Source organism: Microbacterium sp. KNMS (assembly GCF_053851835.1).
Genome location: NZ_JBSQBP010000033.1, coordinates 18,614 through 37,948, shown reverse-complemented (window position 1 = coordinate 37,948; position 19,335 = coordinate 18,614). Strand labels below are relative to the sequence as shown.

Annotated in this window: 40 protein-coding genes; 38 read left to right on the top strand and 2 right to left on the bottom strand. The window is 64.6% G+C overall.

Going from position 1 to position 19,335, the window contains the following annotated elements:
• Nucleotides 1-184 precede the first annotated feature (184 nt).
• From ACWXWW_RS16685 to ACWXWW_RS16670, 4 genes are all read left to right on the top strand, one after another.
• A complete protein-coding gene (locus tag ACWXWW_RS16685; protein WP_282980417.1) occupies nucleotides 185-715 on the top strand; it encodes a GNAT family N-acetyltransferase in 531 nt (176 codons plus the stop codon).
• Nucleotides 716-735: 20 nt separating this feature from the next.
• On the top strand, nucleotides 736-1,359 hold the full coding sequence (locus ACWXWW_RS16680; RefSeq protein ID WP_455971029.1) for a metallophosphoesterase family protein: 624 nt from the start codon (nucleotides 736-738) through the stop codon (nucleotides 1,357-1,359).
• A gap of 37 nt (nucleotides 1,360-1,396) precedes the next feature.
• Nucleotides 1,397-2,119, top strand: coding sequence for a class I SAM-dependent methyltransferase (locus ACWXWW_RS16675; RefSeq protein WP_455971027.1), 723 nt, complete (start codon nucleotides 1,397-1,399; stop codon nucleotides 2,117-2,119).
• A gap of 464 nt (nucleotides 2,120-2,583) precedes the next feature.
• On the top strand, nucleotides 2,584-3,813 hold the full coding sequence (locus ACWXWW_RS16670; RefSeq protein ID WP_455971025.1) for a tyrosine-type recombinase/integrase: 1,230 nt from the start codon (nucleotides 2,584-2,586) through the stop codon (nucleotides 3,811-3,813).
• On the opposite strand, the gene ACWXWW_RS16665 is transcribed toward ACWXWW_RS16670, so the two are convergent.
• Nucleotides 3,770-4,174, bottom strand: a complete 405-nt coding sequence (locus ACWXWW_RS16665; protein ID WP_455971023.1) for an ImmA/IrrE family metallo-endopeptidase — start codon at nucleotides 4,172-4,174, stop codon at nucleotides 3,770-3,772. The genes ACWXWW_RS16670 and ACWXWW_RS16665 overlap by 44 nt on opposite strands.
• The gene (locus ACWXWW_RS16660) at nucleotides 4,134-4,529 is read right to left on the bottom strand and encodes a helix-turn-helix domain-containing protein (protein ID WP_455971021.1); all 396 of its coding nucleotides are present in this window, start codon (nucleotides 4,527-4,529) and stop codon (nucleotides 4,134-4,136) included. The genes ACWXWW_RS16665 and ACWXWW_RS16660 overlap by 41 nt, the downstream gene beginning before the upstream one ends.
• Before the next feature lie 92 nt (nucleotides 4,530-4,621).
• On the opposite strand from ACWXWW_RS16660, the gene ACWXWW_RS16655 reads away from it, so the two are divergent.
• The 34 genes from ACWXWW_RS16655 to ACWXWW_RS16490 all read left to right on the top strand — a co-directional run bounded on the left by ACWXWW_RS16655 (nucleotide 4,622) and on the right by ACWXWW_RS16490 (nucleotide 18,816).
• Nucleotides 4,622-4,843 carry a hypothetical protein gene (locus tag ACWXWW_RS16655; RefSeq protein ID WP_455971020.1) on the top strand — a complete coding sequence of 74 codons (222 nt, stop codon included), beginning with the start codon at nucleotides 4,622-4,624 and terminating at the stop codon, nucleotides 4,841-4,843.
• Nucleotides 4,840-5,046 (top strand): hypothetical protein, encoded by a 207-nt coding sequence (locus tag ACWXWW_RS16650; RefSeq protein WP_455971018.1) that lies wholly within the window; start codon nucleotides 4,840-4,842, stop codon nucleotides 5,044-5,046. Before ACWXWW_RS16655 ends, ACWXWW_RS16650 begins: the two co-directional genes overlap by 4 nt.
• Complete coding sequence (locus ACWXWW_RS16645; protein ID WP_455971016.1) at nucleotides 5,043-5,777, top strand: phage antirepressor; 735 nt, start codon at nucleotides 5,043-5,045, stop codon at nucleotides 5,775-5,777. Before ACWXWW_RS16650 ends, ACWXWW_RS16645 begins: the two co-directional genes overlap by 4 nt.
• Complete coding sequence (locus tag ACWXWW_RS16640; protein WP_455971014.1) at nucleotides 5,774-5,944, top strand: hypothetical protein; 171 nt, start codon at nucleotides 5,774-5,776, stop codon at nucleotides 5,942-5,944. Before ACWXWW_RS16645 ends, ACWXWW_RS16640 begins: the two co-directional genes overlap by 4 nt.
• Nucleotides 5,941-6,138 (top strand): hypothetical protein, encoded by a 198-nt coding sequence (locus tag ACWXWW_RS16635; protein WP_455971012.1) that lies wholly within the window; start codon nucleotides 5,941-5,943, stop codon nucleotides 6,136-6,138. Before ACWXWW_RS16640 ends, ACWXWW_RS16635 begins: the two co-directional genes overlap by 4 nt.
• The gene (locus tag ACWXWW_RS16630; RefSeq protein ID WP_455971010.1) at nucleotides 6,138-6,356 is read left to right on the top strand and encodes a hypothetical protein; all 219 of its coding nucleotides are present in this window, start codon (nucleotides 6,138-6,140) and stop codon (nucleotides 6,354-6,356) included. Before ACWXWW_RS16635 ends, ACWXWW_RS16630 begins: the two co-directional genes overlap by 1 nt.
• A 425-nt stretch (nucleotides 6,357-6,781) precedes the next feature.
• Nucleotides 6,782-7,105 carry a hypothetical protein gene (locus ACWXWW_RS16625; RefSeq protein ID WP_455971009.1) on the top strand — a complete coding sequence of 108 codons (324 nt, stop codon included), beginning with the start codon at nucleotides 6,782-6,784 and terminating at the stop codon, nucleotides 7,103-7,105.
• A gap of 23 nt (nucleotides 7,106-7,128) precedes the next feature.
• The gene (locus ACWXWW_RS16620; RefSeq protein WP_455971007.1) at nucleotides 7,129-7,356 is read left to right on the top strand and encodes a hypothetical protein; all 228 of its coding nucleotides are present in this window, start codon (nucleotides 7,129-7,131) and stop codon (nucleotides 7,354-7,356) included.
• The gene (locus tag ACWXWW_RS16615) at nucleotides 7,353-7,628 is read left to right on the top strand and encodes a hypothetical protein (RefSeq protein ID WP_455971005.1); all 276 of its coding nucleotides are present in this window, start codon (nucleotides 7,353-7,355) and stop codon (nucleotides 7,626-7,628) included. The genes ACWXWW_RS16620 and ACWXWW_RS16615 overlap by 4 nt, the downstream gene beginning before the upstream one ends.
• Nucleotides 7,625-7,966 (top strand): hypothetical protein, encoded by a 342-nt coding sequence (locus ACWXWW_RS16610; RefSeq protein ID WP_455971003.1) that lies wholly within the window; start codon nucleotides 7,625-7,627, stop codon nucleotides 7,964-7,966. The genes ACWXWW_RS16615 and ACWXWW_RS16610 overlap by 4 nt, the downstream gene beginning before the upstream one ends.
• The gene (locus ACWXWW_RS16605) at nucleotides 7,963-8,202 is read left to right on the top strand and encodes a hypothetical protein (RefSeq protein WP_455971001.1); all 240 of its coding nucleotides are present in this window, start codon (nucleotides 7,963-7,965) and stop codon (nucleotides 8,200-8,202) included. The genes ACWXWW_RS16610 and ACWXWW_RS16605 overlap by 4 nt, the downstream gene beginning before the upstream one ends.
• A gap of 415 nt (nucleotides 8,203-8,617) precedes the next feature.
• Nucleotides 8,618-9,184 carry a hypothetical protein gene (locus ACWXWW_RS16600; protein WP_455970999.1) on the top strand — a complete coding sequence of 189 codons (567 nt, stop codon included), beginning with the start codon at nucleotides 8,618-8,620 and terminating at the stop codon, nucleotides 9,182-9,184.
• Nucleotides 9,184-9,396, top strand: a complete 213-nt coding sequence (locus tag ACWXWW_RS16595) for a hypothetical protein (RefSeq protein ID WP_455970997.1) — start codon at nucleotides 9,184-9,186, stop codon at nucleotides 9,394-9,396. Before ACWXWW_RS16600 ends, ACWXWW_RS16595 begins: the two co-directional genes overlap by 1 nt.
• A complete protein-coding gene (locus ACWXWW_RS16590) occupies nucleotides 9,393-9,548 on the top strand; it encodes a hypothetical protein (RefSeq protein WP_455970995.1) in 156 nt (51 codons plus the stop codon). The genes ACWXWW_RS16595 and ACWXWW_RS16590 overlap by 4 nt, the downstream gene beginning before the upstream one ends.
• A complete protein-coding gene (locus ACWXWW_RS16585; RefSeq protein WP_455970993.1) occupies nucleotides 9,545-9,820 on the top strand; it encodes a hypothetical protein in 276 nt (91 codons plus the stop codon). Before ACWXWW_RS16590 ends, ACWXWW_RS16585 begins: the two co-directional genes overlap by 4 nt.
• Nucleotides 9,810-10,622: a PD-(D/E)XK nuclease-like domain-containing protein gene (locus ACWXWW_RS16580; RefSeq protein ID WP_455970991.1), complete on the top strand. Its 813-nt coding sequence runs from the start codon at nucleotides 9,810-9,812 to the stop codon at nucleotides 10,620-10,622. Before ACWXWW_RS16585 ends, ACWXWW_RS16580 begins: the two co-directional genes overlap by 11 nt.
• The gene (locus ACWXWW_RS16575; RefSeq protein WP_455970989.1) at nucleotides 10,622-11,191 is read left to right on the top strand and encodes a hypothetical protein; all 570 of its coding nucleotides are present in this window, start codon (nucleotides 10,622-10,624) and stop codon (nucleotides 11,189-11,191) included. Before ACWXWW_RS16580 ends, ACWXWW_RS16575 begins: the two co-directional genes overlap by 1 nt.
• A 2-nt stretch (nucleotides 11,192-11,193) precedes the next feature.
• Nucleotides 11,194-11,388: a hypothetical protein gene (locus ACWXWW_RS16570; RefSeq protein WP_455970987.1), complete on the top strand. Its 195-nt coding sequence runs from the start codon at nucleotides 11,194-11,196 to the stop codon at nucleotides 11,386-11,388.
• Between the two features lie 64 nt (nucleotides 11,389-11,452).
• On the top strand, nucleotides 11,453-11,818 hold the full coding sequence (locus tag ACWXWW_RS16565) for a hypothetical protein (protein ID WP_455970985.1): 366 nt from the start codon (nucleotides 11,453-11,455) through the stop codon (nucleotides 11,816-11,818).
• Between the two features lie 152 nt (nucleotides 11,819-11,970).
• The gene (locus ACWXWW_RS16560) at nucleotides 11,971-12,687 is read left to right on the top strand and encodes an HNH endonuclease (RefSeq protein WP_455970983.1); all 717 of its coding nucleotides are present in this window, start codon (nucleotides 11,971-11,973) and stop codon (nucleotides 12,685-12,687) included.
• A 256-nt stretch (nucleotides 12,688-12,943) separates the two neighbouring features.
• Nucleotides 12,944-13,333 carry a hypothetical protein gene (locus ACWXWW_RS16555; RefSeq protein WP_455970981.1) on the top strand — a complete coding sequence of 130 codons (390 nt, stop codon included), beginning with the start codon at nucleotides 12,944-12,946 and terminating at the stop codon, nucleotides 13,331-13,333.
• Between the two features lie 477 nt (nucleotides 13,334-13,810).
• Nucleotides 13,811-14,089: a hypothetical protein gene (locus ACWXWW_RS16550; protein WP_455970979.1), complete on the top strand. Its 279-nt coding sequence runs from the start codon at nucleotides 13,811-13,813 to the stop codon at nucleotides 14,087-14,089.
• 16 nt (nucleotides 14,090-14,105) lie between these two features.
• Nucleotides 14,106-14,873 (top strand): hypothetical protein, encoded by a 768-nt coding sequence (locus ACWXWW_RS16545; protein ID WP_455970977.1) that lies wholly within the window; start codon nucleotides 14,106-14,108, stop codon nucleotides 14,871-14,873.
• Complete coding sequence (locus ACWXWW_RS16540) at nucleotides 14,870-15,322, top strand: XF1762 family protein (RefSeq protein ID WP_455970975.1); 453 nt, start codon at nucleotides 14,870-14,872, stop codon at nucleotides 15,320-15,322. Before ACWXWW_RS16545 ends, ACWXWW_RS16540 begins: the two co-directional genes overlap by 4 nt.
• The gene (locus ACWXWW_RS16535) at nucleotides 15,307-15,681 is read left to right on the top strand and encodes a hypothetical protein (protein ID WP_455970973.1); all 375 of its coding nucleotides are present in this window, start codon (nucleotides 15,307-15,309) and stop codon (nucleotides 15,679-15,681) included. Before ACWXWW_RS16540 ends, ACWXWW_RS16535 begins: the two co-directional genes overlap by 16 nt.
• Entirely contained in the window at nucleotides 15,674-15,979 is a 306-nt protein-coding gene (locus ACWXWW_RS16530; RefSeq protein ID WP_455970971.1) for a DUF4326 domain-containing protein, read from the top strand. Before ACWXWW_RS16535 ends, ACWXWW_RS16530 begins: the two co-directional genes overlap by 8 nt.
• A complete protein-coding gene (locus ACWXWW_RS16525) occupies nucleotides 15,976-16,269 on the top strand; it encodes a hypothetical protein (protein WP_455970969.1) in 294 nt (97 codons plus the stop codon). The genes ACWXWW_RS16530 and ACWXWW_RS16525 overlap by 4 nt, the downstream gene beginning before the upstream one ends.
• A gap of 113 nt (nucleotides 16,270-16,382) precedes the next feature.
• On the top strand, nucleotides 16,383-16,676 hold the full coding sequence (locus tag ACWXWW_RS16520) for a hypothetical protein (protein ID WP_455970968.1): 294 nt from the start codon (nucleotides 16,383-16,385) through the stop codon (nucleotides 16,674-16,676).
• The gene (locus ACWXWW_RS16515; protein ID WP_455970966.1) at nucleotides 16,676-17,158 is read left to right on the top strand and encodes a single-stranded DNA-binding protein; all 483 of its coding nucleotides are present in this window, start codon (nucleotides 16,676-16,678) and stop codon (nucleotides 17,156-17,158) included. The genes ACWXWW_RS16520 and ACWXWW_RS16515 overlap by 1 nt, the downstream gene beginning before the upstream one ends.
• Nucleotides 17,145-17,330 (top strand): hypothetical protein, encoded by a 186-nt coding sequence (locus ACWXWW_RS16510; protein WP_455970964.1) that lies wholly within the window; start codon nucleotides 17,145-17,147, stop codon nucleotides 17,328-17,330. Before ACWXWW_RS16515 ends, ACWXWW_RS16510 begins: the two co-directional genes overlap by 14 nt.
• 3 nt (nucleotides 17,331-17,333) lie before the next feature.
• A complete protein-coding gene (locus ACWXWW_RS16505) occupies nucleotides 17,334-17,687 on the top strand; it encodes a hypothetical protein (RefSeq protein WP_455970962.1) in 354 nt (117 codons plus the stop codon).
• Nucleotides 17,684-17,806, top strand: a complete 123-nt coding sequence (locus tag ACWXWW_RS16500) for a hypothetical protein (protein WP_455970960.1) — start codon at nucleotides 17,684-17,686, stop codon at nucleotides 17,804-17,806. The genes ACWXWW_RS16505 and ACWXWW_RS16500 overlap by 4 nt, the downstream gene beginning before the upstream one ends.
• 96 nt (nucleotides 17,807-17,902) lie before the next feature.
• The gene (locus tag ACWXWW_RS16495) at nucleotides 17,903-18,274 is read left to right on the top strand and encodes a hypothetical protein (RefSeq protein WP_455970958.1); all 372 of its coding nucleotides are present in this window, start codon (nucleotides 17,903-17,905) and stop codon (nucleotides 18,272-18,274) included.
• Nucleotides 18,271-18,816: a hypothetical protein gene (locus tag ACWXWW_RS16490; RefSeq protein ID WP_455970956.1), complete on the top strand. Its 546-nt coding sequence runs from the start codon at nucleotides 18,271-18,273 to the stop codon at nucleotides 18,814-18,816. Before ACWXWW_RS16495 ends, ACWXWW_RS16490 begins: the two co-directional genes overlap by 4 nt.
• The last annotated feature ends 519 nt before the right edge of the window (nucleotides 18,817-19,335 follow it).

The window sequence follows — 19,335 nt, the reverse complement described above, 5'->3', positions numbered from 1 at the left end:
CTCGAGGGCGGCGGCATCGAGTGGACCAGCCCGCTCGGGCACGTTTACGTCACCGAGCCCGAACCCCGACGACGACACCACGCCATCCACGACCCCCAGCCCCCACCCTTCTGAGACAACCCAGCCCCCGCCATCCGCCACGCGCGCCTTTGCGCGGGTAGCCCGGATCTGCTGTGCTGGGCGGATGGCGATCACCCTCATGCGACCCACGCTCGAGCTGTTCGACAGCTGGTCGGCCGCGGTCGACGAGTTCGGCGGCGTGCATGTGGACGGATCGGGGCTGACGCCGCCGACGTCGGGAGACCGGGCGACGTGCGAGAAGCTCGTCGCCAAGGCCGCGGAGATCGCGGACACCTCGCGCGTCCTCCCGGGCGGTCTCGTGCACAACGACCTCTACTGGATCGTCGACGAGGGCGAGGTCGTGGGCTTCGTGTCGTTCCGGCATGCTCTGAACGACTACCTGCGCCGGGTCGGCGGGCACATCGGCTATTCGGTCCGCCCCTCCCGCCGACGGCGTGGCTACGCGTCGCGGGGGCTCGCTCTCGCGCTCGAGCGGGCGCGCGAGATCGGCCTCGATCGGGTGATGCTCACGTGCGATGACGACAACGTGGGCTCCGCGCGGACGATCGAGGGCGCCGGGGGCGTGCTCGAGGATGTCTCGGACCAGTCTGCGCACGGCCATCCGCTGCTGCGCCGGTACTGGATCGAGCTGTAGGGCGGAGTAGGCGGGTTTCGGTGACCTTCTTCGCCCCCGATGGCGCTTTCGACTTCGACGTGGTCGATTTCGTGACCTCGGACACGCATTTCGGGCACGCCCGCATCAGCGAGCTGGCAGGGCGGCCCTTCGACGCGGTCGAGGCGATGGATGCAGAGCTCGTCCGGCGGTGGAATGACGCCGTCGCTCCGAACGCGGTTGTGCTGCACCTCGGGGATGTCGCGCTCGGCCCGATCGAGCAGAGCCTCGAACTCACGCGCAGGTTGCACGGACGCCGTTGGCTCGTGCCGGGCAACCACGACCGCGTCTCATCGGCGACGCAGACGAAGCGGGCGATCGAGCGCTTCCGGCCGATCTACGAGGACGCGGGCTGGACGGTGCTTCCAGAGCTGCTGATCGGGGAACGTCATGGACGGCCGCTGCTCGCATCGCATTATCCGTATCGCGGCGACTCGACGGAGACCGAGCGCCATGGGAGGCACCGCCCGGTGGACGAGGGGCTGCCCCTGATCCATGGCCACACTCACGCTCGCGATCGCGGCGCGGATGGCCGCCAGTTCCATGTCGGGGTCGATGCCTTCGGCTTCGCGCCCATCCCGTTCTCCGTCGTCGACGCGTGGCTGGACTCGCTCGAGCGCCTGTGAGAGACGCGTCGCACGCCGGGTGCGCTTGAATCATCGGATGACCGGCGCACACAAGCGGTACGACGCGGCGCGACGAGAGACCGTGCGCTATCACGAGGAGCTCTATACATCGAAGGCACTCGGAGAGCCCGGATCGTGGCTGGCCAGGCCGCACCGCCTTCTCGCTGATGCCCTTGCTCATCTACCGTGTCGCGGACCGGTTATCGCCTACGATCTCGGCGCGGGCGTGGGTCGGCACACAATCCCGATGATGCAGGCCCTGCCGACAGGGTCGGAGGTCTACGCGGTCGACCTCCTTGAGGCGGCACTCGATCGGCTGAAGGACTCAGCGCCGAAGGAGAGCGGCGTGATTCTGCACAGCCGGTGCGCGGATCTTGTCGACTTCGCATTCGAGGCGGACGCGGACATCGTGCTCGCGTTCTCCTCGATCGAGCATCTCCCGCATCTCGGCGCAGTCCGTTCTCTCCTGAACCGCATCGAGGCCGCACTCCGGCCAGGTGGCGTGGCCGCGATCGCGATCGTCGCGGACCGTTTTGAGGTCACCGAAGACGGCCGCCGCAGACCCGCCCTCCTGGAGAGCGAGATCTCGAGCCGAGACGCTGACCGTCTGCTTCGCGAGGTCTTTGGCGGTTATGACGTCATCAAGACGGAGCGGAAGCCCACCGAGGTCGCCGAGACACGTGACGGCGAACGCTATGCGCTGCGGTCCACCCTCGTTTCCTGGCTCGCGGTCAAGCCGAGGGGTAGCGAGGGATCGTGACCGGCCGGAGCAGCGCGTTTCGTCTCGCTCCGCTCGCTCAACGACCGGGGAGGAGCTGGCCCTCAACGACCGGCTCAGAAACCCGCCCTCAACGACCGGGGGAGGAACCCGCCCTCACCAGGGCAAAGCAAAACCCCCGCGATGTAGAAGCTACGCGAGGGTTTCTGGGACCGTTGTAACGACGGTCCTTGTGGCTCCGACGGGCGTCGATCCCGTGACCTCACGATTTTCAGTCGTGTGGAACATGCCTAGATGGCCTTGCAATACGTCGAAAACGACTGCTAGCCTGTCGTCAGCGGTTGTCAGCAGAAGCTACCGACCGGTAGCGATGGATACACCGTGGGAGACACCCAACCTTGGCCGGAAGGAACTAGCGGTGACGCACGTCGAGCGCAGGAGAAGAAGACCCTCGGACGTCGGAGACACAAGTCTCCAATCGATCTCAGGGCACGGAAGGAGCCCCAATGCGAGGCAAGGGCGAAGGCTCAGTTTTCAAGGACAGCCGGGGCCTCTGGAACGGCGTCATAGAGCTTCCCCCACTGAACGGGGAGCGTCGCCGCAAGCGGATCCGCCGGAAGAACAAGAAGGATCTTCTGGCGGAGCTCGCCAAAGCGAAAGCGGAACTTCAGACGCGCGGCGACCTCCCCACACAGAACCAGACTGTCGAACAGTGGTTCACATACTGGGTTGAGCAGGTCGCCGCGAAAGAGGTGCGCCCGAACACTCTTGACGGGTATCGGCGCACCGTGCAGAACCACATCATTCCCGCGATCGGGAAGGTAAAGCTCGACAAGCTCACGGCCGTCCACATTCGGCGCGTGCACGACTCGATCCTCAGCAAGGGCCTATCCTCTACGACGGCACTCCTCGCGCATCGGGTGATGACCGTCTCATTCAAAATCGCGGTGCGCGAGGGGCGAATCGGGCGCAACCCTGCGACCCTCACAGCCGCCCCCAGGAAGGCGCTGCGGTCCCTTGACGCGCTCACGCTGGCTGAGGCGAACTACTTCATCGCCTACGCGAAGACATGCACCCCACGGGGCGCGCAGTGGGCCACGTCGCTCCTGACTGGTGCGCGACGCGGAGAGGTTCTTGGGCTTGAGGTAGATCGGGTTACGGATGTGCTCGACCTGTCGTGGCAGATGCAGCGCATCCGTTGGAAGCACGGGTGCGACGGGTCGTGCCCCGTGAAGCGCGCCTCAGACTGTCCCCAGCGCGTCACTGATGATGTACCGGTCGACTATGAGTACCGGCACATCGAGGGCGGTCTCTATTGGACCCGCCCCAAGTCGTCCAAGTCGTGGCGCATCGTCCCTCTCGTAGACCCCTTCCGACGACACCTGCTCGAGCACATCGAGAAGATGGAACCCAACCGGTGGGGTCTGGTGTTCACACAGAACGGGAAGCCCGTCAGCCCAGATCAAGCGTCGCGGGATTGGCGAACCGACCTCGCTGCGTCCGGGATCACGAAGGATGCCCGGCTGCACGACGCCCGCCATACCACTGTCGACCTGCTGTACGAGGCAGGCCTGCCCGAGGACATCATCAGCGATATCGTCGGGCACTCGATCCGGGCCACCACACGCGCCTACCGAACACCGCAGAACACCGCGCGACTCCTGCTCGGCATGCAGCAGTTCTCGGAACTTCTCACGCAGCCGACGACAGAACGTATGCGCGAAATAGGCGCGTAGTCACACCCAACTCCTGCACGAGCCGTTGCTCGTCAGGCGCCCACTTCCGAAGGTCGGCCAGTTCGTCGGGATCGATGAGATTCCAAGCAGCGAACTGGTCGGCCTTCTTTTCGTGCTTAGGGCGGTCATCCTCGTGCCCAAGGGCCGCGTGCCCGACACCATGAGCTGCCGCATTTCGCTGGTGCAAGGAGCGAAGACGCGCGTTGATGACAAGTGTGTTGTACTCCGGCAACCACAGCTCGTGCCCCGTTCTCAGGGGGCGGACGACAACCTCGAGCCCGAGGCGGTCGGCATGCTCATAGGGGCAGTACGCCCGACCTCTAGGGAGATTCGGGCTCGTCCTGCTCGAGCTCAGGGTCATACGTTGCTGCCTTCTTCTTAATCGCCTCGATTTCGTCATCCGTCATCTCGGCGACCGACTTCTTCGTTCGGTGTGCCTCGAGACTAACCGGGGCATCCGACATGCCGGCGTTACGGTCGTCAAGCTCGCGCATGATCTCCCGCATCACGAGTGCTGGGTCGACCCCGATTGCTTGGGAGATGACGACGAGGTCGGTCGCGGTAATCGGGGCGTTGCCGCGGAGCTTCTTCTGCAGCGACGTGAGGGGGATGTCGGAACGTTCCGCCAGTTCCTCCTGGGTCAGCCGCTTGCGTTTGTAGAAGCCCGTGAGAACGTCGGACGCGATCGTGCTGATTAGAGGCTGGGTGGGGGTCACGCACCCAGTCTAGGTGTCCTGCCTGTCGATTTCGACGGGAAAACTTCCGCTAACGGGTTGCGGCAACCGTTGACGACGTGTAGCCTATCGATATGGACAGGTTGCAGGCCGGAATCGGCATCGCAAGAAGAGTCACCCTCGCGATGCGCGAGGCAGGCACCGACGTTCACAGCGTCGCAAAAGCCGCCGACATCACCGACCTCGAGCTGGTCGACCGCCTCCACGGGCGCGCCGACTTTCAGCTCGAGGAACTGGTGCGTGTCGGCGGCTTTTTGCGTGTTCCCGTCACTCGATTCATGGAGGAGGCCGCGTGATGGACGCGCCGCTCGACAAGCTCAGCTACTCGGTACAGAACCTCGCCATGGCGACGGACCTGTCCGTCGACTCGATCCAGAAGGCGATCAAGCGCGGCGACCTGGTGCCGAACTACTTCGGCACGAAGCCGGTCGTCACTCGCGACGAGGCGAGGAGATGGCTCGAGAGCCTTCCGAACGAGAAGCCGGAGCGTGCAGCATGAGCGCGCTCGACATCTTCAACTACGGCGACCAGCCGGTGCGCGTGATGGTCATCGATGACGAGTCGTGGTTTGTCGCGGCTGACGTTGCGCGCATCCTCGGATACCGGATGGCTTCCGACATGACTCGCCGGCTGGATGACGACGAGAAGGGTACGCGCTCAGTGCGTACCCCCTCGGGAGACCAGAACATGACGGTCATCTCGGAGGCCGGGCTGTATGTCGCGGTGCTGGGGAGCCAGGTGGAGGGGGCGGTGGCGTTCAAGCGTTGGGTGACGCATGACGTTCTGCCCACGATCCGTCGCACGGGCCGGTATGGGTCGGATGTGGACATGCTCGCGAAGCTTCCCGCGTCGCAGATGCTTCAGCTCGCGGCTGAGGCGGCGCGGCGGGCTGAGGAGGCGGAGCGGGAGCTTGAGGCGTCGCGTCCGAAGGCTGAGGCGTACGACGCGTTCATGGACGCGGAGGGTACGTACAGCGTTGGGGCGGTGGCGAAGATGATCGGCCTGTCGCAGAACAAGCTGTTTGACCGTCTGCGTGGGGCCGGGGTGTTGATCGCGAAGGGCGCGATGCGGAACACCCCGTATCAGCAGTACATGCATCACTTCTCGGTGAAGGCGCACGAGTATGAACGGTCCAACGGGGAGCACGTGACGTCGTACACGACGCGGGTGCAGCCGTCTGGGGTGGATTTCATCCGCCGGAAGCTGAACGTGCAGGCGGTGGCGGCATGAGGCCCTACGGCAAGGCCGGACTGATGGGCCTCCTCTATTCGATCCTGGCGGTCGTCGCGTTCGTGGCGGACAGGGACGTGTGGGGGTGGGTGCTCTTTCTTGCTGGTGCTCTGATGCTCGGCGTCTCGTACATCTGCGAGGCGATCGAGAAGGCGGGGAAGTCATGAGCGACAAGGTCGGCGATCTCGCGGAATGGCTCGAGCAGAACCCCGGGTGGCAGCGCATCGTCGACTACCAGGCGCGGCACGTTGGCACTTTCGATTACGCGGGCGAGTGGCCGGCGCCTGACTACTGGTGCACGGTCTGCGATCGCGGCGCTGAGGGATGCGGGCACGCACCGAAGGACGCGGAGGGGTTCTGATGAAGCGTCACACCGCTGGCGAGGCGTTCTGGATCGGGATGCTCGCGCTCATGGCCTTTGTCGACCTCGCACTAGCGGTCGCTCTCACTATCGGCCTGTTCCAGCTCTGGTGGGGCACGGGAGGCCTCATCGCTGCGGCGATCGTCTGGGCTTTCCCCACCGTCATGACCTGGACGTGGTGGCTATTCCGGGCGAAGTACGAGAAGCCCTCCCAATGATCTGACCCTTTCGGGTCGGCCTTGGTCGCTGTCGCATGCGACCTAGGCGCTGGTTTGCCGTACCCAAAAACGGCTCCAATTACATATCCGTTCCCGGAATCCGATGGCCGCTCAGGCAGGAACAACCCGGTTAGGAGGGAACGGCGCTGAAGAACACACAGAGGGTCGCGCTATTGAGACGCGCGGGCAGGGGTGTGGAGCTATACACAAGGTGCTCATGGGGGCGCGGCTTCGTCATGGCCTTTCGGGGTCGGTCGCGTGCTCCTCACCTTCCCGCGCGGTTAGACGGCCGATGGGGGAGAGAGAAAGCACCTGGCGCGCTGACGGTCTTCGTCGTGGTTCGACTCCACGAAGCGCACTTGTTGGTTGGCGGGGCCGTATGTGTGCGGCCCCGTTTCTCATGCACACAAGAAGGAGAACAAGAGATGTTTAAGCGGGAGGACGTTTTCATCGAGGTTCGTTCGGCAGACGGCGTTTCCGATCAGGAAGTTGCTCGGCTGGCGGCGGACAGGATCTCGCGAGAGATGGAAGCCCGGGCGGGGCGTCGACGAAGCTTCGTGCCGCTCGTTGCGGCCCTGGTTCTGACATTCGCGGCGATCTCTACCGTGGCGGGGGTTCTCGGCGCCTTGCTTGGCGTGGAGTGGCTGGCGGGGGCTGCGATCGTCGCCCTGGGCGGCGCGGTCGCTTGTGGCCTGGCGTGGATGCTCATCGTGCTGTGGTGCGATGCGATCCGGGAGCTGCGGCGATGACTGCGGTGAGAGTGGCGTGTGTTGTGACGATCCTCGCGGTGGTTGCGGGGTTGTGGTTCACGCGGGCACATAACGGGCTGATCGTGGTCGGGGCGGTGGCGTTGTGGTTGCTGCTGTGGTCGTTCGGTGTGTTCACGAAGCGGTTCTGGGTGGGTGATGCCCCGGCTGAACCGTCCGTGCTGGATCTTCGTGACCGGTGTTGCCTGGTGGATCACGCGGAACCCGAAGACGACGAGGAGCGGGCGGCATGAGCGACATCGAAGAACTGATCGCGCGCTTTCGGGGCGTGGTAGACGAGTGTCTGGCGAACTCGCACATGGTCAACGAGGGCACTCTCGAAGCCATCCGGGATGAAGTCGTCGCGGCTCTGGAACAGGGGCATGCAATCCTCGAGCGGGTGCGCGAGGCGCGGTCCAATCATCCGGCCTGCGACGTACACCCGGACGGCGACGTGGTGGTGTGTGGCTGGAAGCGTGCGGTGCTCGATATCGACGCCGCCCTTGGGGTTGGGCAGGCGGCATGAACGAGGAGTACCTGTCCCGTGCGGTGTTCGCGCCGGGCCTGACTGTCTGTGGGATGCCGCCGAAGAAACGCCTGACGACGAAAGACAGCGCGGCGTGTTGGAACTGCGAAGGGCTCAACGTTGCCCGCCGGTTCAGCGGCTCGGGTTGGTACGAGGACGACCTGCTCTGCGCCGACTGTGGAGAGAACGTCGCCAGCGGGTACCGGCCGTTTAAGCCGCGGTGGCGTGAGGAGAACAAGGACACCGCGCGGCAGTGGCTCGATGAGGCAGTGCCGCCGGACGTTTTCGCCGCGCACCGGACGGCCGCGGTGAATGGAGAGATGGGGTGGGACGCATGAATGTCGCGTGGAAGCTCACTGAGCTCGCGACCGCCGCGAACACCAGGCTTTCGCACGCAACGGAGGCGTTGATCGCGGCGCGAGCTGAGGTTGTTGCGGCGCACGAGGAGCAGTCGATCGCGATTCGTGCGTTGGCTGCTGTGGATGGTGAGAACACGCAGATCATGCGTGGTCACCGGGTTGAGGCGGGGGCGATGAAGGCTCTGCGCGGGCACGTGGAGGAGCAGGACGAATGAGCGTCGAGATTCCGGATGAGGTTGCGGATCGTGCGCAGGTCGCGGCGAAGGAGGCGGGGTTGTGAGCGTGTGTGTTTCGGGTGGTGTGCATCGTTTCGTGTGGGTGGTTGGTCGTGTGGTGTGCGAGGTGTGCGGTACCCCACGACCCGTCAAAAGGAGCTGGAAATGATCGGGACTTCGTTGTATCCGTGCGACCGGGGGATGCCTAACGGCCCGCGTGGGTTGCACGACTTTGTCACGTACCCGGGTTCGGTTCCGACTTGTCGCTACTGCGGGCAGATCGGAAGGCGGGGATGGGCATGACGCCTGTGTATGACTCTTTGGTTCACCTGTACCCGTGGATCGAGGTTCACATGTTCGAAGCGGAAGTGAGAGCCGGGATCGAACGGCTCCCAGTGTTAGAGGAGAAGGACTGATGTTCACAGCAAGCAACGGAGTCGTTGTCGGTCTGGACTCGGCTGGCCTTTGGACGTCAGCCAGCGTCACGCAACAGGGGTACATCAACGTAGGCCCCGACCAGATAAACGCGCTGCGCGAGTTCTTCCGTGCCGAGGAAGACGAACGCCGGGCACGGTGGCGCGACCCACAGCACCCCGATTACTTCGTTCGCCGGAACGCGCAGGACGAGGTAACGGTCCACAGCGAAACGTCAAATGCGTATCGGTACATCCACCGAAACGACCTCAAGTACGAGGGGGCAGGGATCTGGATGGATGTGGCCCGCGCATACTTCGACGCCCACCCGGTGCGGAATCCCTGGGAGGACGCGAAACCCGGCGAAGTGTGGCGATGGGAGACCGAGGACAAGTCGCAGCAGGCGCTCGGCTGGGTTGCTGGGGACGGTTCGTGGGATCTGATCGACCCTCGCGGGGGCTTCCTGCGCGCCGTTTCCCGGCCGGTTTCCGCGCTCATCGAAGCAGGATTCGACAGGTTCCGCGGCGAACCGACCACTAACCGATACGTGCCTGAGGAGAAGAACTGATGGAGAAGTTTGGTAGGCCGGTGCGACGCATCAACGAAACCCCGGTACGACTCACACACCTCGACGGCGGGCAACTACACGGCACCCAGTTCTACGAACACGAGTACGACGTGCCCCCGCTCATCCACGTCGACTCCGTCGACCTCACCCTGTACCGGGACGTGTGGTCCGGACGCGGGTGGGCGATCGTCAGCGAAGGAGTAACCGCATGATCGACGTCGACAAGGCGGCGAAGCGACTCGCCGCCGCGAAAAGCAGAGTGATCCTCGCCGAAGCGGGCGGGAACGCTGACGAGTGGGCACACGCGCTCCTCGCACTCGAGAAAGCCGAACAGGCCTACGTGGAAGCGGTGAAACACGGATGATGTGGGGCAACATTCGCGTGCGCTTGAAGAGCCCCGAAGAGAAGTACCGGGAGCAGCGGCAGAAGGAGATTCTGGCGCACTACGACAAGTGGGTCGTCTACGCCGTCAACGTGAACGGCCAGGCGGCATACATCGCTACACCGCTGTGGGACGACGAGTGGCTTCTGACCCGCGACAGTTTCCCGACCGCCGCGGAAGCCGTGAGCGTCGCGAAACGTGAGGGCGCCACGTTCATCAGGGAGGAACCGATCGGAGAACACGATGACCATTGACTACACGATGGATGACGCCACGTACCATTCGCGCCCCGAGCTCTCGAGCACCGGGGCGCGACGCATTTTGGAGTCGCCCGCGAAGTTCAAGTGGGAGCAGGATCACCCACGCCAGTCGACGGCGGCGTTCGATCTCGGTACCGCGGTGCACTCGAAGGTGCTTGGTGTCGGGTCGGGTGTGGTCGTCTACCCGGATGAGCACCTCACCCCGTCCGGGAACGTGTCCACGAAAGCCGCGACCGTGCAGTGGGCCGCTGAGCAGCGCGCGCAGGGCCTGGTGCCGATCGGGCGGGATGAGGCGCGGAAGGTGGATGCGATGGCCGAAGCTGTCCTCGCACACCCCGAAGCGCGCAACGTGCTCGAGTCCATCGCGGGCCGGGAAGTGTCCATCATCGTCGACGTCGAAGGCGTACCCACAAGGGCACGGTTCGACCTGTACGACGGGGTGAGAGCCGGCGACCTGAAGACGAGTCGTGACGCTTCCCCCCGCGGGTTCAACAGCTCGGTTGCGAAGTACGGGTACGCGGTTCAGGAGCACTGGTACCGGGCCGCACACCAAGCCGAAACCGGGGCCGAGCTCGAGTCGTTCAAGTTCGTCGTCGTCGAGTCGTTCGCCCCCTACCTGGTGGGTGTGTACGACCTCGACTTCATGTGGGCGGACATCGGGCAGAAGAAAGTCAAGGAAGCCCGCGACCTGTGGCGACAGTGCACCGAAACGGACACGTGGCCCGGGTACGGGGTAGCGACGCTCACACCCCCGACGTGGGCCGTCTACGAGTCGGAAGACGAGGAGGCGTACTGATGGACGCACTGGACACGATCGCACCGAAGAGCGACCAGCAGAACTACGACGACTACATCGGTGGGCCGAAGACGGTCACCGTATCGGATGTGAAGCTTCCCGGGGGTGATCAGCCGATGCACCTGCACCTCGCGGAGTTCCCGGGGCGTCCGTACAAGCCTGCGAAGTCGATGCGACGGCTGCTGATCGTCGCTTGGGGGCCGGACACGAAGACATGGGTGGGCAGACGGATCACCCTGTACGGAGACTCTGATGTGAAGTTCGGTGGGCAGGCTGTGGGCGGGATCAGGATCGCGGCCCTGTCGCACATCGACCGGGAGCTGACGATCGCGTTGACCGTGTCCCGAGGGAAGCGTGCACCGTTCGTCGTGAAGACGATCACCACCCCCGACGACACAGCGGTGACTGCGGCGCTGGACGACATCGCACAGGCGACGTCGATCAACGCGCTCAAGGCGGCGTGGGATCTCGCAGGGAAGCGGGGCGTGCAGGGACACCCAGACGTCGTGAGCAGTACCAACGCTCGGAAGGCCGAGCTCGAAGCAACAACAACGGAGGTACCCGAATGAACGTGTCCGAAGCTCTCCTCGCAACCGCATGGCTACCCGGCGTGCTCGCGGTCGTCCTGTGGTTCGGGTGCACCTACAACCCATTCGTGCTGGACAAGCGCCCGCCAACGTGGATGTTCGTCGCCGCTTCGGCTCTCACGATCGTCACGGCGGCGCTGATCCTCGTTGGGATCTGGACGAACGTCTCATTCGCCTGACCCTCAACCTTTCGAGGCCCGACCCGCACAAGGGGTTGGGCCTTACTCATAGCCAGGAGACGAAGTGTTCGAAACAACAATCGTCTTCGACTGGGCGCGCCCACCACTGACCGCCAACCAGCGGTTGCACTGGGCCGCACGGTCGAAGCTAACCAAACAGATCAGAACCGCAGCCGCACTCACCGCACCACTCGATCAGTTCGACAAGGTCGCGGTGCAGCTCACGTGGGTGGTGAAGGACAACCGGCGACGCGACGCGGACAACATCTACCCCACGTTCAAGGCCATGTGCGACGGGCTCGTGGACGGCGGTGTCGTCCCGGACGACACACCCCGGTACATGGACAAGCTCGCCCCGGCCATCCGGGTGGAGAAGGGCGGCCAGCCGCGACTCGAGCTCGTGGTTCGGGAGGTTTCGGCGGGTGAATGACCAATCGCCCCGCGCGTGTCGAGAATCCGGTATCGAATACAGGTTCGATAAAATTGAAGCGGCCCGAAACCGAGTGGTGGAACACTCGTCCGGGCCTAACCCTTAATCGACCGTTACTCGATTGGAGGGCTGCGATGCAGTCTACCCAGACCATGACCTGCACGTTCTGCGGACGTGAGTACGCGAAGAAGCCTGGGTGGGGGTGGGAGCATTTCCTGTCCCGGACGATGTGCTCGCGTGAGTGCGAAGCGTTGCACCGCCCGAAGGTGCTGACTGACTACACGGTGACCGATACGGGCTGCTGGGAGTGGTGCGGCCGGATCGATTCAAACGGCTACGGGAAGGCGTACGACCCCTCCCGCCCGATCGGCAACCGAATGGACTGGGCGCACCGAGTTTCCTATCGGGCACACCGGGGCGACATCCCGGAGGGGCACGAGCTCGACCACACATGTGAGAACACGCGGTGCATCAACCCTGACCACCTGGATCCCGTGACCCGCCAGGAGCACCTGGCGAGAACGATCCGTCGCGCCGGGGACCGTACGGGGCGTTTCGATATGCAGAAAGCCGCGGCGGCACTGCGACACAACGGGCTCACGTACGCGGAGATTGCGGAGGCGTTGGGAATGGCGCGGAAGGAATCGGCATACGACGCAGTGAAATCGGCTATCGCTAACGGCCTGGTCGATCCCGCCTCGATCCCGCCCGTCCCCCGCCTCACGGATGAGCAACGGGACGACATTCGGATGCTCTGCAACATGGGCATCCCTCAGACAGAAGTGGCCGCGTTCTACGGCATCGACTCGTCACATGTGAGTCGCGTTGTGAACGGACGCAAGTCGCGCAGCACGAAGGAGAAGGACTGACTTATGAAGTGGAAGGAGGCGCCGTGAGGTGTGTGGAGTGTGCCCGGTTGATGCGTGGCCCTTCGGAGCCGCGTGTGGAGGGTGTGGTGTTGAAGGGGCCGGGTGGTCGGTGCAATGCGTGTTACTTGCGTGAGCGGCGACGGGTCGCGGCTCCGGTTGATCCGGGGCGTACAGCCTGTGAGCGGTGTGGGTGCCGGTCGTTTCGGGTGTTGTGTCGGGATTGCAGGGACGTGATGTCAGTAGAGGAGGCAGCCGCATGGGCAGCATGAACGACGACGTGCGCGAGGCGCTGGCCCGAGTGATCGGGGAGTCCCGCTACTGGCGGAAGATCATGAGCGATGGGCTCCCGTCGTCCGGGATGGAGTCAAACGAGACCATCGCGGATGCCATCCTGTCCCGTTTCGACGTGACACCGAAGGGGCAGGCATCCCAGCCGGTCACCGAGGAGCAGGAGTGGGAGTACGGGCGTGGGTACGTCGATGACCGGGGCAAGGCGTTCGCTCTGGACGTCACCTCCTGGCGTCCAGGCGCGGAGGCAGATGTAGAGCGAGCGCGGAGGCAGGGAGACAACTACTCGGTACTGGTGCGCCGCCGCAAGGCTGGCCCGTGGGAGCCGGTCGAAGCGGCACGGGAGACGGGACGATGACCGCGTGTAAGCAGTGTCCGTCGTGTCATCCGGGCCGTCAGTTCGGTGGCACCTACCTGTGCCGGAAACCCGATTGTGGGTGTCACAGGAGGCCCAGGTGACAGGGTTCAACCTGGCGACGAGGAAGGCCGTGATCGAACGTGATCACGGCCTTTGTCAATGGTGTGGGGAACCAGCACGCCCGGATGACTACTCGCTTCAACACCGCCGCGCGCGAGGCATGGGCGGCTCGAGGAGCCCGGTCACGAACAGTGCCGCGAACGGGGTACTCGTCCACGGAACCGGCACAACCTCCTGCCACGGGTACATCGAAGCCCACCCCGCGGAAGCCCTCGACCGCGGGTTCCGGGTGCGGCAAAACGACGACCCAAGGCATGTTCCCCTCACCGACTGGCGGGGCAACACCTGGTGGCTGCACGACAACGGGCACCGAACCCCAGCCACCACCGAAACCCCGTTCTAAGAAGAGGCAACCGTATGGACATTGACCAGCTCATCGACATGGGTGATGAGGAGTACGCGCTTGTGGTGATGCAGGCGGCGAAGGCGAGGAGAGAGTTCCCGGGTTGGTGGCGGGCTGTCCTGTCGCCGGAGTTGATCGACGCGACGGAGCAGGTGCTCAGGGATGCGATGGCGGTCGCGGAACGGCAAGCGGAAGACCGGGCACGCTTCCCGCACGCTTACGGGTTCGTGAAGAAGGTTCGGTCGTTGCTCGCGGAAGTCACGTTGGCGCGCATCTGCGGAGTCGAACCATGACAGGAAGGGGAGAGCCTTGGCGTGGTTCAAGATCGACGACGGCTTCTACGACAACCCGAAAGTGAAAGCCATCCCGAGGGGTAAGCGGATGGAGTGTCTGGGTTTGTGGGTGTCGGCGGGCACATGGTCGTCGAAGCACCTCACGGACGGCCGGATCCCGGCGTACATGGTGGAGGAGTTCGGGGCGGATGTGTCCCACGGGGACATGTTGGTCGCGGCGGGGTTGTGGCGTCGAGAGGGCGACGGGTACGCGTTCCATGACTGGCTTGACTGGCAGCCGTCACGCGCGGACACGCTTGCCGCGAGAGAGAAGGAGAGACGCCGCAAGGATGAGTACAGGGCGAAGAAGGCCGGAAACACGGGGCAAAGTCCCGCTGGGACAAACCCGGACGGGGACGACTTGTCCCAGGGTGCGTCCAGACACCCCGACCCGACCCGACCCGACCCGACCAATACCTCTTCACCTAACGGTGAAGAGGGGGCACGCAAGCGCGCCACCCGCATCCCCGAACCATTCATCGTCACCGGGGACATGAAGGCATGGGCACGCGACAACGTGCCCGGCCTCGACTACACGGCCAGCACGCAACGGTTCGTCGATCACTGGCGGGCGGAGTCGGGCGCGAAGGCCCGGAAGCTCGACTGGGTTGCTACGTGGCGGAATTGGTTGCGGAGGGATCACGACAACGGCGGACGCAGGCATAGAACTCAGCGCCCGTCGCCGGATGATCGCGCGGCGGCAACACTCGCCCTCGCACAAGGACTCGAAGGGATCGAAGCATGAGCACGCTCCGGGTTCATCCCATCAGCCTCCGACAGGCAAACGAGTACATCGCGTCCACCCACCGCCATCACGGCCCTGTGCGCGGACACAAGTTCTCGGTCGCGGTTGTCGACGAGCACGGCGAGATACGCGGCGTCGGCGTGGCTGGCCGACCAGTCTCAAGGATGCTCGACTCGCAGGGATATATCGAGGTCGTCCGGGTAGCGACGGATGGGACGAAGAACGCCTGCTCGATGCTCTACGGAGCGCTTAGGAGAGCGGCGGTCGCGCTCGGCTACCCGCCCGAACGGATCATCACTTACACGCTGTCGTCCGAATCAGGAGGGTCGCTGAAGGCGTCCGGGTGGGTGGTGGATGGCGAGACTTCCGGCGGTTCCTGGTCGCGCCCTGGTCGTCCTCGCATCGACGCGCACCCAACGGAGGCGAAGACACGGTGGCGGGCACGATGACGCGTGAGGAGATGGCGCGTCTGTTGGCGAAGATCCAGCTCGGCGACAACCGGCAGGTCACGGCCCTGGTGTTGCAGGACTGGATGGAAACCCTCGGGCACCTGAACTACGAGGACGCGTACAGGGCGGTCGTGGAACACAGGCGCGAATCAACCGACTACCTCATGCCGGCGCACATCACGCAACGGGTGCGCCGGTACCAGCGGGAACGGGACATGCGTGCCCGGCCCCTCGCGATCGAACGCCGCCCGGTCACGTTGGATCGGGACGAGTACGAGAAACAAGTCGCATGGTTCATCAACCACCCGGGAGCAACCGTCGACGACTACGAAGCAAGGAAGGAGAACGATCATGCCTGAACGTGTGCAGTTGTCACGCCGGAAGGGTTGGCGGAAGCCGGAGAACACGGTCGTCGTCGCGCGACCGTCGAAGTGGGGAAACCCGGTCAAGCGGGGCGACCTGTGGTGCAGCATCCCAGTCAATACGAACGCGGAACTGGTTGCGGCGTTCCGCTCGCTGTGCGCGGGGTACCCGGCATACGTGGCCGCTGTGCGCGCAGAGCTCGCGGGGAAGAACCTCGCGTGCTGGTGTCCGCTCGATCAGCCCTGCCACGCAGACGTGCTGCTCGAGATCGCGAACGAGGTGACGGGCGCATGAGGATCCAGGTTGACCTTGACCCGAAAGACGTGTGGCGCATCCAGGAGGAAGCCGAAGAACGCAACATCCCACCCGGTGCCGTCCTACGCGAACACCTCGAAACGGCAAGGTTCGCGCGCCGCCGCACGATCTCCCGCATCGAGTTGCGTGCACTGTGGCAGGTCGGTCTCTGTGACGCAGAAATCGCCGACCGGCTACACACCACGAACGGCACTATCGGGCAGATCCGCCGGAGCATGGGCCTCATCGCGAACCCGCACCCGGAACGCGGCAAACGGAGAGCCGCATGAAAGCGGTGTGGGCGATCCCCGCGGTCATCGCATACGAAATCACTCGAGCGCTCCTGAAACGGGGCGCTTTCTCATTCCTCCGCTGGTACTGGCGGACAACCGGAAGGTAGAACGTGGCTGCACGCAATGAGCAGGAGACCACCGTCACGCTTGGGCGCGATGACGAGTACGCATACATCTGGACGAACAACCCCGTCCACGCCCGGAAGCTCGACGCGGACAAGCGCGTCACGAGAATCACAGCGAACGGTGACGAGTTCGGTGGGCAGTACCAGGTGCTCGCCGCCGACTTCGACCCGCTGAAGGGATTCCGCCGACGAGGGCGCGAACTCACCCCAGAGCAGAAGGCGGAAGCCGCCGCACGACTGGCGCAGGCACGCGCCGCGAAGAACGAGGAGAACAACTGATGGCTGGCGAAACGATCATCACTGTGGTGGGCAACCTGACTGCGGACCCGGAACTTCGGTACACGCAGAACGGGCTTCCGGTCGCGAACTTCACCATCGCGTCCACCCCGCGCGATTTCGACAAGACGTCCGGACAGTGGAAGGACGGGGAAGCGTTGTTCCTGCGGGCGTCGGTGTGGCGTGAGTTTGCGGAGCAGGTCGCCGGGTCGCTGACGAAGGGCATGCGTGTGATCGCGCAGGGGCGGCTGAAGCAACGGTCCTACGAGACGAAGGAGGGCGAGAAGCGGACGTCGATCGAGCTCGAGATCGATGAGATCGGCCCGTCGCTCCGTTACGCGACCGCGCAGGTGACGCGCGCGCAGGGCGGCAGAGGGGGTGCTGGCGGCGGGTACCAGCCTCAGGGCACCCCGGCACCCACCACGCCCGCACAGGAGACGTGGCCGACCGCACAGCCCGGAGGAGGGAACGATGTCCCGTTCTGACATCACCCCCATCCTCACCGAAGTGATCGACGCGCACGCCGGACACATCGGAACCCACAACCCCCGATGCTGGCGATACCACGCCGGGTGCCTCGCCGTCCTCATCCGCGACCGGTTCGCGGACGTCGACGACGCCGAGCTTCCCGGACACGACGACTGGAAGAAGGACTAAACCATGACCGACATGCAGACGCCGGAAGACCCCCTCGCGAAGGTGATCGAGAAGTCGATCGAGAAGCACACGCACATGGCACGGCGCCTCTACCCCGACGTGTACGCCAGCCATGTCGCCGCCGACGTTCGCGAATGGCTCGCGGCCGAGGTCGCCGAGGAGCAGGAGTGGGAGTACAGCATCGCCTACCCGCGTGACGGAGAATGGGATCCCGACGGCGTGGAGACCTTCGAGTCGGAGTCGGACGCCCTCGAAGACCTGGCGAAGGGCGACTACCTCAGCAGCGATCGCGTCGTGCGCCGCGGCAAGGCTGGCCCGTGGGAGCCGGTCGAACCGGCACGGGAGGCGGGACGATGATGCACATCTTCCACGACTGGAAGTGGGACAAGCCAGTTCAGCATTCGATCCGCGAGACGATCCAGTACGCAACCTGCACCATCTGCGGAAAGACGAAGGCGCGGGAGGTTCTGGCATGAGCGCTGACGACTACACGCCGAGTGACCAGAGCGTGAGAATCACCAGTGGCCGCAACTCGCGACCGCCATCGACGAACTGACGGAAGGGACACAGACATGACCGACGAGCAGAGCGCGCTGGAAGCGGCAGAGGACGGCCTGTTCCGCGTAGTCCAAGCCCTGGGGTTCGACACCGACGGCGCGCAGAACGCCCGCGAGTTGTTCGGCCCAATGACGTACTGCCGGGAGGAAGGCAGGTTCACGACCGCCCCAGACATTGCCGTGGCCTACGCGAAGGACTACCGCGAGGAGATGGAGGAGGAAGCCAGCCGCTCTGACTACATCATCCAGTCGCTCATCGAGTGGGCGGAGGCGGTGCAGAAGTCCGAGCCATCGACCGAGTACGAGACCGGCTACCGGAACGCCGCCAACGTAGCCCTCGCGGTGGCGCGCGCGGCCACCGCAAGTGCTCGAGGAGGGAACGCGTGACTGACCACGAGAACGTCGGGTACATGGCGTGGGGGGAGTTCGCCCGGTTCCGCCGGGCGGTGCACTTCTCGCTCGAGCTTGTTCCGTGGTTGCGCGTTGCCGGGTATGTGAAGACGGGCGAACCGGACGAGATCCGGGCGCCGTCGTCCGATCACCCGCTAGGCGTCCCCCCGACGTGGCTCGCGGCTGAGGAGATCACCCGCCTGTCCCACCAGTTGCAGGGGTGGCCGGATCTCGAGGACGTCGCGAACGACAGCGATGGTGTCGAGATCGCCCGCGTCTTCACCCGGGAGGTGGAGACCGCCGCACACAGGTGGCCGTTCGAGGACCGATCCCACCGGGTGCGGTACCTGCGATGCCAGGAGTGTTCCGGCGAAACCCTCCGGTACAGCCCACCGAGATTCACGGGCGACGACGTGCGGATCGGGTGCACCGAGTGTGACGCTACGGTCACGGAGGAAGAGTTCAACACGTTGGCGGCGCTTGTCGCGCTCGAGATGAAGAGGGCCGGTGATGACAGCAGACGACTGGGTGCAGCTTGACGATGCTGTGAGGATCACGGGCAGGTCGAAGCCCACGTTGTACCGGTGGGTGCAGGAAGGTCGGGTGCGTTCGTTGAAGCCGGGGAAAGCGTTGTGGTTGAACGCCCCCGACCTGCGTCAAGCAAGGGACGACACGCGGAGGGGAAGACCTTCGACAAACAATTCGATAACGTGATAGAGTGAGCCGCGAGGCTCGAGATCTGTATCTGGAAGCCGAAAGCCGCTAGGGATCATCCCGGGCGGCTTTTCTGATTCCTCCCACCAGACGCCGCGGATCACCGTGGCCGGCGTGGTCGATGGACGCGCGGCGAATCGCGCAACCCATAGGGGGCGGCACAAGACCCAACGTGCCGCCCCCAACCCGCTTCCCCTGACCCACACCATCGCCGAGACTCTCGCAAGCGCGAACCTGAGTGGGGTCAGGGGTGGACGACTGGCACAACCCCGGGAACGGTTGAACCCCGCGACCAGGCGGACACCTGGCACAACGGCTGATCGTCCAACTGGAACGGCCTCTGC

Excerpts from the sequence above, each read along its gene's own strand:
- ACWXWW_RS16685 (WP_282980417.1), top strand. The coding sequence starts at position 185 with ATGGCGATCACCCTCATGCGACCCACGCTCGAGCTGTTCGACAGCTGG.
- ACWXWW_RS16675 (WP_455971027.1), top strand. The coding sequence starts at position 1,397 with ATGACCGGCGCACACAAGCGGTACGACGCGGCGCGACGAGAGACCGTG.
- ACWXWW_RS16670 (WP_455971025.1), top strand. The coding sequence starts at position 2,584 with ATGCGAGGCAAGGGCGAAGGCTCAGTTTTCAAGGACAGCCGGGGCCTC.
- ACWXWW_RS16665 (WP_455971023.1), bottom strand. The coding sequence starts at position 4,174 with ATGACCCTGAGCTCGAGCAGGACGAGCCCGAATCTCCCTAGAGGTCGG.
- ACWXWW_RS16655 (WP_455971020.1), top strand. The coding sequence starts at position 4,622 with ATGGACAGGTTGCAGGCCGGAATCGGCATCGCAAGAAGAGTCACCCTC.
- ACWXWW_RS16645 (WP_455971016.1), top strand. The coding sequence starts at position 5,043 with ATGAGCGCGCTCGACATCTTCAACTACGGCGACCAGCCGGTGCGCGTG.
- ACWXWW_RS16640 (WP_455971014.1), top strand. The coding sequence starts at position 5,774 with ATGAGGCCCTACGGCAAGGCCGGACTGATGGGCCTCCTCTATTCGATC.
- ACWXWW_RS16635 (WP_455971012.1), top strand. The coding sequence starts at position 5,941 with ATGAGCGACAAGGTCGGCGATCTCGCGGAATGGCTCGAGCAGAACCCC.
- ACWXWW_RS16630 (WP_455971010.1), top strand. The coding sequence starts at position 6,138 with ATGAAGCGTCACACCGCTGGCGAGGCGTTCTGGATCGGGATGCTCGCG.
- ACWXWW_RS16625 (WP_455971009.1), top strand. The coding sequence starts at position 6,782 with ATGTTTAAGCGGGAGGACGTTTTCATCGAGGTTCGTTCGGCAGACGGC.
- ACWXWW_RS16615 (WP_455971005.1), top strand. The coding sequence starts at position 7,353 with ATGAGCGACATCGAAGAACTGATCGCGCGCTTTCGGGGCGTGGTAGAC.
- ACWXWW_RS16610 (WP_455971003.1), top strand. The coding sequence starts at position 7,625 with ATGAACGAGGAGTACCTGTCCCGTGCGGTGTTCGCGCCGGGCCTGACT.
- ACWXWW_RS16605 (WP_455971001.1), top strand. The coding sequence starts at position 7,963 with ATGAATGTCGCGTGGAAGCTCACTGAGCTCGCGACCGCCGCGAACACC.
- ACWXWW_RS16600 (WP_455970999.1), top strand. The coding sequence starts at position 8,618 with ATGTTCACAGCAAGCAACGGAGTCGTTGTCGGTCTGGACTCGGCTGGC.
- ACWXWW_RS16595 (WP_455970997.1), top strand. The coding sequence starts at position 9,184 with ATGGAGAAGTTTGGTAGGCCGGTGCGACGCATCAACGAAACCCCGGTA.
- ACWXWW_RS16590 (WP_455970995.1), top strand. The coding sequence starts at position 9,393 with ATGATCGACGTCGACAAGGCGGCGAAGCGACTCGCCGCCGCGAAAAGC.
- ACWXWW_RS16585 (WP_455970993.1), top strand. The coding sequence starts at position 9,545 with ATGATGTGGGGCAACATTCGCGTGCGCTTGAAGAGCCCCGAAGAGAAG.
- ACWXWW_RS16580 (WP_455970991.1), top strand. The coding sequence starts at position 9,810 with ATGACCATTGACTACACGATGGATGACGCCACGTACCATTCGCGCCCC.
- ACWXWW_RS16575 (WP_455970989.1), top strand. The coding sequence starts at position 10,622 with ATGGACGCACTGGACACGATCGCACCGAAGAGCGACCAGCAGAACTAC.
- ACWXWW_RS16560 (WP_455970983.1), top strand. The coding sequence starts at position 11,971 with ATGACCTGCACGTTCTGCGGACGTGAGTACGCGAAGAAGCCTGGGTGG.
- ACWXWW_RS16555 (WP_455970981.1), top strand. The coding sequence starts at position 12,944 with ATGGGCAGCATGAACGACGACGTGCGCGAGGCGCTGGCCCGAGTGATC.
- ACWXWW_RS16550 (WP_455970979.1), top strand. The coding sequence starts at position 13,811 with ATGGACATTGACCAGCTCATCGACATGGGTGATGAGGAGTACGCGCTT.
- ACWXWW_RS16540 (WP_455970975.1), top strand. The coding sequence starts at position 14,870 with ATGAGCACGCTCCGGGTTCATCCCATCAGCCTCCGACAGGCAAACGAG.
- ACWXWW_RS16530 (WP_455970971.1), top strand. The coding sequence starts at position 15,674 with ATGCCTGAACGTGTGCAGTTGTCACGCCGGAAGGGTTGGCGGAAGCCG.
- ACWXWW_RS16525 (WP_455970969.1), top strand. The coding sequence starts at position 15,976 with ATGAGGATCCAGGTTGACCTTGACCCGAAAGACGTGTGGCGCATCCAG.
- ACWXWW_RS16515 (WP_455970966.1), top strand. The coding sequence starts at position 16,676 with ATGGCTGGCGAAACGATCATCACTGTGGTGGGCAACCTGACTGCGGAC.
- ACWXWW_RS16510 (WP_455970964.1), top strand. The coding sequence starts at position 17,145 with ATGTCCCGTTCTGACATCACCCCCATCCTCACCGAAGTGATCGACGCG.
- ACWXWW_RS16505 (WP_455970962.1), top strand. The coding sequence starts at position 17,334 with ATGACCGACATGCAGACGCCGGAAGACCCCCTCGCGAAGGTGATCGAG.
- ACWXWW_RS16500 (WP_455970960.1), top strand. The coding sequence starts at position 17,684 with ATGATGCACATCTTCCACGACTGGAAGTGGGACAAGCCAGTTCAGCAT.
- ACWXWW_RS16495 (WP_455970958.1), top strand. The coding sequence starts at position 17,903 with ATGACCGACGAGCAGAGCGCGCTGGAAGCGGCAGAGGACGGCCTGTTC.